Here is a 12293-nt window from a genome sequence, read left to right as displayed (position 1 = left end):
GCGAGCGCGCTCAGGCGGGGGCCGGCTGCCCCAGCCGCTGCTCCGCCGCCGCCCAGGCGCGGTCGTCACCCCGCGGCTCGTAGCGCGTCAGTGACTGGGTGGCGCGCAGCAGGGCGCGCATCTCGGGCAGGCCGCCGTCGACCGCGCCGAGGGCGCGGGCCTGCACCAGGACGTTGCCCAGCGCCGTGGCCTCCACCGGCCCCGCCACGACCGGCAGGCCGCAGGCGTCGGCCGTGAGCCGGCAGAGCAGGGCGTTGCGCGCGCCGCCGCCGACGACGTGGACGACGTCGACGTCGCGGCCCGACAACGCGACGGCCTCGCGGATCGTGCGGCGGTGGGCGAGGGCGAGGCTGTCGAGCACGCACCGCACCGTGGCGCCGCGGTCGCGCGGGGGCTCCTGGCCGGTGCGGCGGCACGCGGCCGCGATCCGCTCGGGCATGTCGCCCGGCGCGAGGAACGCCGGGTCGCCCGCGTCGACCACCGCGGCGAACGCGGGAGAGCGCGCAGCCTCGTCGAGCAGCGGGAGCAGGTCGGCGCCGGACCAGGCGCGCAGGCACTCCTGCAGCAGCCACAGGCCCATCACGTTGCGCAGGTAGCGAACCGTGGCGTCGACGCCGAGCTCGTTGGAGAAGTTCGCCGCCCGGCTCGCCTCGGTGAGCACCGGCGCGTCCAGCTCCACGCCGACGAGCGACCAGGTGCCGCAGGATATGAACGCGAACCGCTCCCCCTCCGCGGGCACCCCGACCACCGCCGACGCCGTGTCGTGCGACCCGACCGCAATCACCGGGACGGGCCCGGACAGCCCGGTGTCGGCCAGGACGTGCGCCGCGAGCTCCCCGGTCCGCTCCCCCGGTTCGACGAGCGGCGCGAACAGCCCCGGCTCGATGCCGGCGCGGCGCATGACCTCGACCGCCCAGCCCCGCTCGCGGACGTCGAGCAGGCCCGTGGTGGATGCGTTGGTCACCTCCGCCCGCCGGTTGCCGGTGAGCCAGTAGCCGAGCAGGTCGGGGAGCAGGAGCAGGTCGGTGGCCGCGGCCAGCTGCGGGGTGCCGGCCGCCGCCACCAGCTGGTAGATCGTGTTGATCGGCATCACCTGCACGCCGGTGGCCCCGTACAGCTGCGCCGGCGGGAACGTCTCGCCCAGCCGCTGCGCCACACCGTCGGTGCGGGCGTCGCGGTGGTGCACGACGTTGCCGAGCAGGGCGCCTGTGCGGTCGAGCAGACCGAAGTCGACGCCCCACGAGTCGATGCCCACCGCGTCGAGCGCGGGACCGGCGGCGCGCAGCCCGTCCAGCAGGCCGCGGTAGAGCGCGAGGACGTCCCAGTGCAGGGTGTCGCGCAGCCGGACCGGTCCGTTGGGGAACCGCGCGGCCTCGGTGAGCTCCAGCCGGTCGGGGCCGATTTCGGCGGCCATCACCCGGCCGCTGGACGCCCCGAGGTCCACCGCCGCAACCCGAACACCCGCGGTCATCCGATCCTCCTTCGTCGGCCGTGGGTCAGCGCAGGAAGGCGGCCGCCACGCCGGCGTCGACCGGGACGTGCAGGCCGGTGGTGTGGGTGAGGTCGCCGCCGGTGATCGCGAAGACCGCGGCGGCCACGTGCTCGGGCAGCACCTCCCGCTTGAGCAGGGTGCGCTGGGCGTAGAACGCGCCCAGCTCCTCCTCCGGCACGCCGTAGACGGCGGCCCGCTTGGCGCCCCAGCCGCCCGCGAAGATCCCGGAGCCGCGCACCACGCCGTCCGGGTTGACGCCGTTGACGCGGATGCCGTGCTCGCCCAGCTCCGCGGCCAGCAGCCGCACCTGGTGGGCCTGGTCGGCCTTCGCCGCGCCGTAGGCCACATTGTTGGGGCCCGCGAACACGCCGTTCTTGCTGGCGATGTAGACGATGTCGCCGCCCATGCCCTGCGCCACCATCGCCTTCGCGGCGGCGCGAGAGACCAGGAACGACCCCTTCGCCATGACGTCGTGCTGGAGGTCCCAGTCGGCGTCGGTGGTCTCCAGCAGCGGCTTCGAGATCGAGAGCCCCGCGTTGTTGACGACGAGGTCGACGCCGCCGAACGCGAGCGCCGCGGCGTCCACGGCGGCGGCCACGGCGGCGGAGTCGGTGACGTCCACGGTGACCGGCACGGCCACGTCGGTCGACCCGAGCTCGGCGGCGACGGCGGCCGCGGCGTCGGCGTCCCGGTCGGCCACGGCGACGCACGCGCCCTCGGCCGCGAGGCGCTGCGCGATGGCCTTGCCGATGCCCGACCCGCCGCCGGTGACGAGCGCGATCCGCCCGGCCAGCGGCTTGGGCTTCGGCATCCGCGCGAGCTTGGCCTCCTCGAGGGCCCAGTACTCGATGCGGAACTTCTCCGACTCCGGGATCGGCGCGTAGGTCGACACGGCCTCGGCACCGCGCATCACGTTGATCGCGTTGACGTAGAACTCGCCGGCCACGCGCGCCGTCTGCTTGTTCGCGCCGAAGCTGAACATGCCGACGCCGGGCACGAGCACGATCGCCGGGTCGGCGCCGCGCATCGCCGGGGAGTCCGGCATGGCGTGGCGCTCGTAGTAGGCGCGGTAGTCCTCGCGGTAGGCGGCGTGCAGCTCGCGCAGCCGCGCGACGACGTCCTCCAGCGGGGCCGTGGCCGGCAGGTCGAGCACGAGGGGTGCGACCTTGGTGCGCAGGAAGTGGTCCGGGCAGCTCGTGCCGAGCGCGGCGAGCGGCTCCAGCTTCTCGCGGGCCAGGAAGTCCAGCACGACGTCCGCGTCGGTGAAGTGCCCGACCTGGCGGCGGTCGGTGGAGGCGAGCCCCCGGACGACGGGGGCGAGCGCGGCGGCGCGGGCCCGGCGCTCGTCCTCGGGCAGGGGTTCGTAGCCGGGGCGCAGCGGGCCGAACGGCTCCGCCGCGCCCCGGGAGTCGAGGTAGGCCTGTGCGGCGCGGATGATCTCCATCGAGTTCCGCTCGCACTCCTCGCTGGTGGCACCCCACGCGGTGATGCCGTGCCCGCCGAGGATCACGCCGACGGCCTGCGGGTTGGCCGCCTTCACCGCCGCGATGTCCAGCCCGAGCTGGAAGCCGGGGCGCCGCCAGGGCACCCACACCACGCGGTCGCCGAAGACCTCCTTGGTGAGCGCCTCGCCGTCGGCCGCCGTGGCGATCGCGATGCCGGCGTCGGGGTGCAGGTGGTCGACGTGGTCGGCGTCCACCAGCCCGTGCATGGCCGTGTCGATCGACGGCGCCGCGCCGCCCTTGCCGTGCAGGCAGTAGTCGAAGGCGGCGACCATCTCGTCTTCGCGCTCGACGCCCGGGTAGACGTCCACCAGCGCCCGCATCCGGTCCAGCCGCAGCACGGCCAGGCCCTTCCCGGTGAGCGTGCCGAGGTCGCCACCGGAGCCCTTGACCCACAACAGCTCGACCGGCGCCCCGGTGACCGGGTCGGTCTCGGAGCCCTTCGCCGACGTGTTGCCGCCCGCGTAGTTGGTGGTGGTCGGGTCGGCGCCGAGCCGGTTGCTCCGGGCGATGAGCTCGGAGACGGTGGGGTGGGTCATGATCCCTTCCGGGGGTCGGTGTGGTTCAGGAAAGCCACTTTCCTGCCCTGCACGTTCAGGAATGTGGCTTTCCTGAACGTCCGGGGCCGCAGGCCTACGCGCCCCAGCCGGCCTGTTCGCCGCCGACGCGCTCCGCCACGATGCGCTCCTGGTAGCCGGAGCGCTTGTACGCGGCGATCGGGTCCGGGTCCAGGCCCATCTCCTCGCGCAGCTCGCGCAGCAGGGGGCGGACGTCGGTGTTGTAGGCGTCCATCAGGACCGCGTTGGCGTCGAGCACGTCACCGGCCCGCTGCGCGGCAGCCAGGGCGTCCGTGTCGATGAGCAGCGCCTTCGCCGTGGCCTCCTGCACGTTCATCACCGAACGCACGATCGCGGGGATCTTCGCCTCGATGTTGTGGCACTGGTCGAGCATGAAGGCGATGCCCGCCTCGGGCGCGAGCGCGTCGGCGGACACGATCTCGTGCATGATCCGGAACAGCTGGAACGGGTCGGCGGCGCCGACCATGAGGTCGTCGTCGGCGTAGAAGCGCGAGTTGAAGTCGAACGCGCCGAGCTTCCCGGCCCGCAGCAGGAACGCCACGATGAACTCGATGTTGGTGCCCGGGGCGTGGTGGCCGGTGTCGATGCACACTCCTGCCTTCGGGCCCAGCTCGACGCAGTGGGCGAACGACGTGCCCCAGTCGGGCACGTCGGTGGTGTAGAACGCCGGCTCGAAGAGCTTGTACTCGAGCAGCATCCGCTGGTCGTCCCCGAGCCGGTCGTACACCTCGCGCAGCGCCTCGGCCAGCCGGTCCTGCCGGGCCCGGATCGAGTCCTGGCCGGGGTAGTTGGTGCCGTCGGAGAACCACAGCTTGAGATCCCGCGAGCCGGTGGCGTCCATGATGTCGACGCACTCGAGCAGGTGGTCGGTGGCCTTGCGGCGCACGCCCGCGTCCGGGTTGGTCACCGAGCCGAGCTTGTAGTCGTCGTCCTGGAAGACGTTGGAGTTGATCGCGCCGACGTCGACGCCCTGGTCGGCGGCGTACTTCGCGAGCGCGCCGTAGTCCTCGACCCGGTCCCACGGGATGTGCAGGGCCACCGCGGGCGCAACCCCGGTGAGCCGGTGCACCACCGCGGCGTCGGCGATCTTCTCCTCCGGGGTGCGGGGCACGCCGGCCTGCGCGAACACCTTGAACCGGGTGCCCGAGTTGGCGTAGGCCCACGACGGGGTCTCGATCCGTTGCTGCCGCAGCGCGGCCCGGACGTCAGTCACGTGTGGCTCTCCGATCGGGACAGCTGGTCCTCCAGGTGGAAGACCTCTTCGAGGACCGCGAAGCCCTCATCCGGGCGCCGACCGTCGAGGTCGACGAAGAACGGGGCCATCTCGGCCTGCCACCGCGCGTTGACCTCGGTGGCGGCCATCGCGCGCTGGGCGGCGTCGAGGTCGTCGCTCTCGACGTACCCCACCAGCAGGCCGTCCGCACGAAGGTGCAGCGAGTAGTTCCGCCACCCGGCGTCCCGCAGGGCGGCGAGCATGTCCGGCCACACCGCGGCGTGGCGACGGCGGTACTCGTCGATCCGGTCGGGGCGGACCTGGAGCAGGAAGCAGTAGCGCACGGACGTCGATCCCCCGTCGGCGAAGCGGTGGCGGCCGGGAATGAAACCTTTCAATCCACCCTAGGGGGCAGCGCCGGGAGCGTCAACGGGCCGCAACCACCCGGCCGCACACCGACTTCTGCGTCGGCGCACCGACTGCAGTCGGTGCGTGAGCGCGGCAGTCGGTGCCTGAGTGCGGAAGTCGGTGCGCGAGCGGCTTCAGGCGTCGCGGGCGATGCGGAAGCCCTGGTTGCCCGAGGAGCTGTCGGGCGAGTTGCTGGTTCGCGCGGCCACGCGGTAGCGGTTGCAGTACGAGTCGTGGCACAGGTACGAGCCGCCGCGCATCAGCTTCGCCGTGCCGCGGTCCGGGCCACGGGGGTCCGTGACCGGCTCACCGCCCGGAGCACGGGCGTGGTCGGTGGTCCACCAGTCCGCGCACCACTCCCAGACGTTGCCCGAGACGTTGTAGAGGCCGTACCCGTTCGGGGCGAACGCGTCGACCGGCGCGGTGCCGGCGAAACCGTCCTCGGCGGTGTTGCGCGTGGGGAACCGGCCCTGCCAGATGTTGCAGCGGTGCTCGCCGCCGGGCGTCAGCTCGTCGCCCCAGGGGAACCGCGCCCCGGACAGGCCACCGCGCGCGGCGTACTCCCACTCCGCCTCGGTCGGCAGGCGGCCGCCCGCCCACCGCGCGTAGGCGTCGGCGTCGTGCCAGGAGACGTGGACGACCGGGTGGTCGCCGCGCCCGTCGAGGTCCGAGCCAGGCCCCTCCGGGTGCTTCCACCAGGCCCCCTGCACGCCGCACCACCAGGGGGTTCCCTCCGGCCGCGGCGACGCCCCGCGCAGCGCTCCGGGCAGGAAGCCTGCGAAGACGAACGACCAGCCGAACCGCTCGGCCTCGGTGACGTAGCCGGTGTCGTCCACGAACGCCGCGAACTCGTCGGTGGACACCGCACGGGTCGCGATCGCGAACGGTGAAACCTGCACCGGGGCCACCGGACCCTCGCCGTCACCCGCCACCGCGTCGCGGTCCTCGCTGCCCATCGCGAACACGCCGCCGGGCAGGACGACGAAGCCGTCCGCCGGGACGCCCGCACCGGGGCCGGGCACCGCAGGCCGCTCGGTGACGGACGGGCCGACGCTGCCGCGCGACGGCGGGCAGCACGAGGACGATGACACGGACTCCACGCCCCCACGGTAGTTCCGGGCCCGGGACGCCGTACGGCCGTGCCTGCGCTACCCGAGGTCGGAGATCTCGCGGTACCGCTCGACCGTCAGTGAGGTGCCCTCGATCTCCGACGTCGCCGCGGCCTCGAGGACACCGAGTTCGGGAGCCGGCCTTCGGGCCGAGCGGCAGGGCGATCGCCGGCGGGCCACGTCGTGAACGGCAGGCGCCGGTCCGCCCGCGATGAGCGGGCGGGTGTTCGCGGCCACGACCGCCGCGTGCTTGCCGGCCGTCGCGGCCTCCCCGACCGCGCCGATGTCCCCGACGGCGAAGACGCGGTCCTGCCCGCGCACGCGCAGCTGCGGGGTCACCTCCAGGTGCCCGTTCGCCAGGCGAGCGCCCGCGAGGTACCCGGTGGCGGGCACCCCCCCGAAGCAGCGGAACCAGATGTCGGCGACGACGGCGTGGTGGTGGTTCGGAACCGGGACCGCTCACCGGCGGCGGTCGCCGGCGGCTCGGACAGGCCCGTTCCCAGCAGCAGCTCGACGCCCAGCTCGTCCAGCTGGTGGTGCACCCCGGCCCGGAACTCGTCGGGAAAGCGCGGGAGCAGCTCCTGCGCGGGGTCGAGGACGGTCACGTGCTCGTCCGGCCACCTCGCAGCGATCTGCCCGGCGAACTCGAGCCCCGTGGGACCGGCACCGAGCAGGAGGACGCGCTCCGCGCCCGGCGAGCCCCGCGTGGAACCGCGCCTTCGCCGCCGCGCTGTCGTCGGTGTCGGTCTCGGCCGGGAAGGGGTGGGCCCGGCGACCCCGCGAAAGTGGTTTGATACGTTTCAAGGCCGCCGAGGAGGGCGCCGAGGCTGCAGCGAGCGGGGAGAGCGTGTCGTGATCAGCGCCCGATCCGCGGCGCCGATATCCTCCGGCAGGTCGTGCGGCCCGTTGAGGAGGATCTCGTGACGGCGGGAACCACACCTCGGGGCACCCCGAGCATGAAGGACGTCGCGCTGCAGGCCGGCGTCTCGCTCGGCACGGTCTCCAACGTCCTCAACCGGCCGGAGCTGGTGAGCGAACGTACGCGGCAACGGGTGCTGGCCACGATCGAAGCGATGGGCTTCGTCCGCAACGAGTCGGCCCGGCAACTGCGCGGCGGCGGCAGCCGCACACTGGCCTACGTCGTGCTCGACACGTCCAACCCCTTCTTCACCGACGTGGCCGAGGGGGTGCAGGAGGCCGCCGACGCCGTGGGCCTCGCGCTGTTCCTGTGCAACAGCGCCGAGGACCCCACCCGCCAGGCCGGCTTCCTCGACCTGCTGGAGCAGCAGCGGGTCGAGGGGGTGCTGATCACGCCCGTCGACGCGGGCGATCCGCGGATCGCCGCCCTCTCCCGCCGCGGCACCCCGGTCGTCGTCGTGGACCGCGGCGCCGGTCCGGGCCACTGCTCGGTCGCCGTCGACGACGTGCTCGGCGGCGACCTCGCCGTCACCCACCTGCTCGAGACGGGGCACCGTCGCATCGCCTTCGTCGGCGGGCCCCGCGCGATCGGGCAGGTCACCGACCGGATCAGCGGCGCGGAGACGGCCGCCGCGCGCACGCCCGGCGCCGAGCTCGTGGTGGTCGAGACTGCGGCGCTGAACGTCGCGGAGGGCCGGCGGGCGGGCGAGCGGATCGCCGGCATGCCGGCCGCCCGACGCCCCACGGCCGCCTTCTGCGCCAACGACCTGCTCGCCCTCGGGCTGCTGCAGCAGATGGTGCGGCTCGGCCTCCGCGTCCCGGACGACCTCGCGATCGTGGGCTACGACGACATCGAGTTCGCCGAGGCCGCGGCCGTGCCGCTGACATCGGTGAGCCAGCCCCGCCAGCTGCTCGGACGCACCGCGGCAGAACTGCTGCTCGACGAGGCCCGCGGCACCGGGAACCACGACCACCAGCAGGTGGTGTTCGCGCCGGAGCTGGTGGTGCGGGCATCGACCCGCCTGCGCCCAAACACCCCCGCTAACCGGTGAGGTAGCGGTAGTTCGACGGGCTCAGCCGCATCGCGTGCAGGACGATCACCGGGTTGCCGGGTGCGACCACGACCTCGAGCAGGTCGCGTTCCGGCGTGAGCCCGATGTGCAGCTCGACCGTGCCGCGCTCGCCACCCTGCACCACGGTGCGCAGCGGCGCGGTCAGCACCCGGCTGATGTCCTCGGCCGCGATGCCGTGCTTGCGGGCGCTGCGGGTCACACGCACGTTGCGCATCGTACGGACCACCGCTTGTCATCGTCCACGCACCGGCCGTGACAATTTCCGGATCGAATGGGAAATGCGCGCGGATCTGCGTCACAAAGCGCCGTTGCCGCCGTGATCGAGATCGACGTGCTCGACGGGGCTCACGTAGCGTCGATGGCGATTTCGACGGAGGTGATGACGGTGGTGTGGTGGTCGCGCGAGACCCGCGCCCGCGGTGTGGTCGCGCCGCGTCGCGAGGACGTCGCCGCGCTCGCCGAGGACAACGCCGCCGGTGCGTCCCACTGCGCCGCGGGGCGTCCCGCCGAGGCCGTCCGCCACTTCGAGGACGCGCTCGCGGGCTGCATCGGCACGCTCGGGCCCGACCACCCGGCCACGTTGACGGTGGCCGGCAACCTCGGCGCGACCTGCGTGAGCGCGGGCCAGTGGCGGCGCGGGCTGGAGCTGATGATCGCCAACCTGTCGGACCGCGTGCGGGTGCTCGGCGAGGACGACCCGCGCACGCTCACCGCCGCCGATGCGTTGGCTACGGCGTACCGCCTGGTCGACGACGTCGACGAGGCCCTGTCGCTGTCCGGGCGGGTCACCGCCGAGCGTCGCCGCGTGCTCGGTCCGACGCACCCCGACACCCTCGTCTCGCGGATGGGGATGGCGCTCGCCCGCGCTGCGGCGGGGGATGTCGAGTCGGCCCTCACCCTGCTGGGCGCGGCCCTGCACGACGCGGAACGGGCACTGGGCGCGCAGCACGAGCACACCATCGCGCTGCGCGCCAACGCGGCCGGATGCCTCGCGTCCCTCGGGCGCACGGCGGAGGCCGTCGCGGCGTTCCAGCGGGCCACCGACGATGCGGCCGCGCTGCTCGGGCACGAGCACCCGGAGACCGTCGCGCTGCGCGAGGACATGGCGGATGCCTACCGGTCGTCCCGTTCCTCAGTTGCCGAGCCGCTTTCCGCCTGATCCGCGGAACCACGTTCTCGCGGCGCGTCCACGGACCCCGTAGAAATCGACTCGGATTCGCCGCGCAATGCGGCGAGCAATGCGGCCTCCAGTTCCGCGAAACGCACCGAGGTGATCAGCTCGACGCCGCGGGGACGAGGCAGGTCCACCGCCACCTCCCGGCGCACCCGGGTCGGGCGCGGGCCCAGCACCAGGACCCGGTCGGAGAGGAAGACGGCCTCGCGGATGTCGTGGGTGATCAGCAGGACGGTCCACCCGAACCGGGCACGCACCTCCTCGAGCCAGGTCTGCATGTCGGTGCGGGTGAGCGAGTCCAAGGCGCCGAACGGCTCGTCCAGCAGCAGCACGGCCCGATCCTGCACGACGGTGCGCAGCAGGGCGGCCCGCTGCCGCATGCCGCCCGACAGCTCGTGCGGCCGGGACGACTCGAACCCGGCGAGACCGAACGGGGCGAACAGCGCACGGGCCCGGCTCCGGGCGTCACGGCGCGACATCCCGGCCACCTCCAGGCCGAGCGTCGTGTTGTCCAGGACGGTGCGCCACGGGAACAGCAGGTCGCGCTGGGGCATGTAGGCGAAGGGGTCGACGCGGCCGGTGGCGTCCTCCCCGTCGACCACCACCCGGCCCGCGTCCGGCCGCTCCAGGCCGGCGATCACGTTGAACAACGTGGACTTCCCGCACCCGCTCGGCCCGATCACCGAGACGAACTCCCCCGGCGCCACGTCGAACGCCACGCCGTCGAGCACCGGGAGCGGGCCGGGGAAGGCCTTGTGCAGGTCGTCGAGCTGCAGCTTGCTCTCGTGCATCCCGCTCCTACCCATCGGCGCGCTCCGCCCGGTACCAGGGGATCACGAGCCGCTGCACGGCGTAGGTCAGCAGGAACAGCGTCACCGACAGCAATGCGGTGACCAGCACGGCGGCGAGTACGAGGTCGGTGCGGAAGGAGTTCTTCTGCAGGCTCATGAAGATCCCGAGCCCGGCCGTCGCGCCGACGTACTCGGCGAAGATCGCCCCCGTGACGGCGTAGGTGATGCCGATGCGCAGCGCGGTGAAGAACTGCGGCAGCGCACCCGGCAGGCGCACGTAGCGGAACTGTTCCCAGCGGGAGGCGCCCATGCTGCGCAGCAGGTCGGTGGCCTGGCGGTCGGTGGCGGCGAAGCCCTCGATCAGGCCCACCGCGATCGGGAAGAACGTCACCAGCGCGATCACCACGACCTTCGGCAGCAGGCCGAAGCCGAACCAGATGATCAGTAGCGGGGCGATCGCGATGATCGGCAGCGTCTGCGAGGCGACGAGGAGCGGGGTGAGCGCGCGGCGCAGCCACGGCGAGAAGTCCACGGCGATCGCGAGCGTCCAGCCCAGTGCCAGCGAGACACCGAAGCCGACCGCGGTGACCTGCAGCGTCGGCACCGTGTTCGCCCAGATCTGCTCGCGGTAGGCCCAACCCTGCTCCAGGACGCGCAGCGGCGAGGGCAGCACCTGCGGGCGCACGCCCGCCGCCGTCACGTACCACTGCCAGCCGAGGAGGCCGAGCGTCACGAGCACCAGCGGCGGCAGTACCCGCCCCCACACCCGCGGGTCGCGGCCCCCTCCCCCGCGGGTCGAGGTCCGGGCAGGCGCGAGGCGCGCCCTCGGAGCACGCGTGCCGCGGACCACGTCGGTCCCGGCGTTCAGGACGCCGCCCCGGCGCCGGCGAGGTGGTCGTTGGTGAACCACGTCGAGAAGTCCGGCCGCTGCGCGAGCGGCGCCCCGTCCGGCCCGGTCAGCACGCCGGAGTCGAACACCCAGCCGGAGTAGCCCGACCACATGTCCACGGTCTGCGTGCCGACGACGCCGCGCTCGTCGCGCAGGTACTCCGCGGCGAGCATCTCCTGGCTGCGGTGGACGAGCTCGGGCTCGGAGAACGCGCCGGGGTTGGCGTCCATGAGCAGCTGGGCGCCCTGCGCGGGGTCGTCGGCGGCGAGCTGGTAGCCGCGCTGGGCGGCCTGCACGAACCGGCTCGCGACCTCCGGGTTGGCCTGCATCCAGGGGGTGTTGGCGATCAGCAGGACGTTGTAGGCGTCCGGGAATCCGTAGTCGGCGTAGGAGAAGGTCTTCAACGGCTGCCCGCGCAGCTCCGCCTCGATGCCCTCCCACGCGATGAACGGCTCGGTGAAGTCGACCTCGCCCGCGTACAGCGCCTCGTAGGCCGCGGTGCCGAGCACCACCGTGTCGAAGGTGCCCGTTCCGCCCGCGTCCTGGATCACGGCGCGCATCTTCGGCTCCTCGTAGGCGGTGCCGAACCCGCCGTAGGTCATGCCGTCGAGGTCGCGCGGGGAGGTGATGTCGGCCCGGTCGGCCCGCACCGCGATCTGCGTGGCCCAGTGCTGCAGCACCGCCATCACGGAGGTGATGTCGGCGCCCGCCGCCTTCGAGAACGTGAACGAGTCCTGGAAGCTGATGCCGAACTCGGCGGCGCCGGAGGACACGAGGGTGTCCGGCGAGGTGTTGTTGTAGGGCAGGAACTGCACGTCCAGCCCCGCTTCGCGGAACCAGCCCTGCTGCTGGGCCACGTAGAGGCCCGTGTGGTTCGTGTTGGGCGTCCAGTCCAGGGCGATGCGGATCGTCTCGCCCCCGCCGGAGCCGCCCTGGCCTGCGCCGCAGCCGGTGAGCAGGAGCGCCACCACCGCCCCGAGAGCGGCCAGGATCCGGGATGCGCGTACGGGTGCCACCGAGTTCCTCCCTACGCCGGTACTAACCGGGTCAGGTGCGAACGGTCGGCGGCCGGTCCTGCCGCCCTCTCAGCTCCGGAACGCGGAGCTCCCGTGGGTCGGGTCCGAGGATACGTGCCGCCGCCGGGGC

At 73.4% G+C, this 12293-nt stretch carries 12 protein-coding genes, 1 pseudogene and 1 riboswitch; of the genes and pseudogenes, 2 read left to right on the top strand and 11 right to left on the bottom strand.

Annotation, left to right across the window (positions count from 1 at the left end; all coding sequences use genetic code 11):
* Positions 1-10: 10 nt before the first annotated feature.
* The 7 genes and pseudogenes from CFP66_RS22340 to CFP66_RS22310 form a co-directional block, all read right to left on the bottom strand.
* The gene (locus tag CFP66_RS22340; protein WP_094927067.1) at positions 11-1471 is read right to left on the bottom strand and encodes a rhamnulokinase family protein; all 1461 of its coding nucleotides are present in this window, start codon (positions 1469-1471) and stop codon (positions 11-13) included.
* 25 nt (positions 1472-1496) lie between these two features.
* Positions 1497-3533: a bifunctional aldolase/short-chain dehydrogenase gene (locus tag CFP66_RS22335; protein WP_094927066.1), complete on the bottom strand. Its 2037-nt coding sequence runs from the start codon at positions 3531-3533 to the stop codon at positions 1497-1499.
* 94 nt (positions 3534-3627) lie between these two features.
* Positions 3628-4785, bottom strand: a complete 1158-nt coding sequence (gene rhaI / locus CFP66_RS22330) for an L-rhamnose isomerase (RefSeq protein WP_233159615.1) — start codon at positions 4783-4785, stop codon at positions 3628-3630.
* The gene (locus CFP66_RS22325; protein ID WP_094927064.1) at positions 4782-5129 is read right to left on the bottom strand and encodes an L-rhamnose mutarotase; all 348 of its coding nucleotides are present in this window, start codon (positions 5127-5129) and stop codon (positions 4782-4784) included. The genes rhaI and CFP66_RS22325 overlap by 4 nt, the downstream gene beginning before the upstream one ends.
* A gap of 198 nt (positions 5130-5327) precedes the next feature.
* Positions 5328-6293 (bottom strand): formylglycine-generating enzyme family protein, encoded by a 966-nt coding sequence (locus CFP66_RS22320; protein ID WP_094927063.1) that lies wholly within the window; start codon positions 6291-6293, stop codon positions 5328-5330.
* A gap of 48 nt (positions 6294-6341) precedes the next feature.
* A complete protein-coding gene (locus tag CFP66_RS22315; protein ID WP_143517336.1) occupies positions 6342-6695 on the bottom strand; it encodes a hypothetical protein in 354 nt (117 codons plus the stop codon).
* A pseudogene (locus tag CFP66_RS22310) lies at positions 6638-6997 on the bottom strand (FAD-dependent oxidoreductase); the annotation flags it as partial. The pseudogene CFP66_RS22310 and the gene CFP66_RS22315, both read right to left, overlap by 58 nt.
* Positions 6998-7258: 261 nt before the next feature.
* Between CFP66_RS22310 and CFP66_RS22305 the strand changes: the two are divergent.
* A complete protein-coding gene (locus tag CFP66_RS22305; protein WP_094927060.1) occupies positions 7259-8272 on the top strand; it encodes a LacI family DNA-binding transcriptional regulator in 1014 nt (337 codons plus the stop codon).
* Here CFP66_RS22305 and CFP66_RS22300 read toward each other — a convergent pair.
* Positions 8262-8498, bottom strand: coding sequence for a toxin (locus CFP66_RS22300; RefSeq protein ID WP_143517335.1), 237 nt, complete (start codon positions 8496-8498; stop codon positions 8262-8264). The two genes, CFP66_RS22305 and CFP66_RS22300, sit on opposite strands and share 11 nt — an antisense overlap.
* 153 nt (positions 8499-8651) lie before the next feature.
* Between CFP66_RS22300 and CFP66_RS22295 the strand changes: the two genes are divergently transcribed.
* Positions 8652-9452 (top strand): tetratricopeptide repeat protein, encoded by an 801-nt coding sequence (locus CFP66_RS22295; protein ID WP_158228170.1) that lies wholly within the window; start codon positions 8652-8654, stop codon positions 9450-9452.
* Here the strand turns inward: CFP66_RS22295 and CFP66_RS22290 are convergent.
* The 3 genes from CFP66_RS22290 to CFP66_RS22280 all read right to left on the bottom strand — a co-directional run bounded on the left by CFP66_RS22290 (position 9407) and on the right by CFP66_RS22280 (position 12163).
* A complete protein-coding gene (locus tag CFP66_RS22290; RefSeq protein ID WP_094927057.1) occupies positions 9407-10258 on the bottom strand; it encodes an ABC transporter ATP-binding protein in 852 nt (283 codons plus the stop codon). The two genes, CFP66_RS22295 and CFP66_RS22290, sit on opposite strands and share 46 nt — an antisense overlap.
* 7 nt (positions 10259-10265) lie before the next feature.
* On the bottom strand, positions 10266-10991 hold the full coding sequence (locus CFP66_RS22285) for an ABC transporter permease (RefSeq protein ID WP_233159614.1): 726 nt from the start codon (positions 10989-10991) through the stop codon (positions 10266-10268).
* Between the two features lie 131 nt (positions 10992-11122).
* Entirely contained in the window at positions 11123-12163 is a 1041-nt protein-coding gene (locus CFP66_RS22280; RefSeq protein WP_094927133.1) for an ABC transporter substrate-binding protein, read from the bottom strand.
* Positions 12155-12268, bottom strand: a riboswitch (TPP riboswitch). (Overlaps the previous gene by 9 nt.)
* Between the last annotated feature and the right edge of the window lie 25 nt (positions 12269-12293).

The organism is Pseudonocardia sp. MH-G8, assembly GCF_002262885.1.
In the GTDB taxonomy this organism is placed as follows: Bacteria; Actinomycetota; Actinomycetes; order Mycobacteriales; family Pseudonocardiaceae; genus Pseudonocardia.
This window is presented reverse-complemented; position numbering and strand designations above follow the sequence as displayed.

Coding starts and splice junctions, on each gene's coding strand:
- CFP66_RS22305 (WP_094927060.1), top strand. CDS start 7,259: ATGAAGGACGTCGCGCTGCAGGCCGGCGTCTCGCTCGGCACGGTCTCC.
- CFP66_RS22295 (WP_158228170.1), top strand. CDS start 8,652: ATGGCGATTTCGACGGAGGTGATGACGGTGGTGTGGTGGTCGCGCGAG.
- CFP66_RS22290 (WP_094927057.1), bottom strand. CDS start 10,258: ATGCACGAGAGCAAGCTGCAGCTCGACGACCTGCACAAGGCCTTCCCC.
- CFP66_RS22335 (WP_094927066.1), bottom strand. CDS start 3,533: ATGACCCACCCCACCGTCTCCGAGCTCATCGCCCGGAGCAACCGGCTC.
- CFP66_RS22340 (WP_094927067.1), bottom strand. CDS start 1,471: ATGACCGCGGGTGTTCGGGTTGCGGCGGTGGACCTCGGGGCGTCCAGC.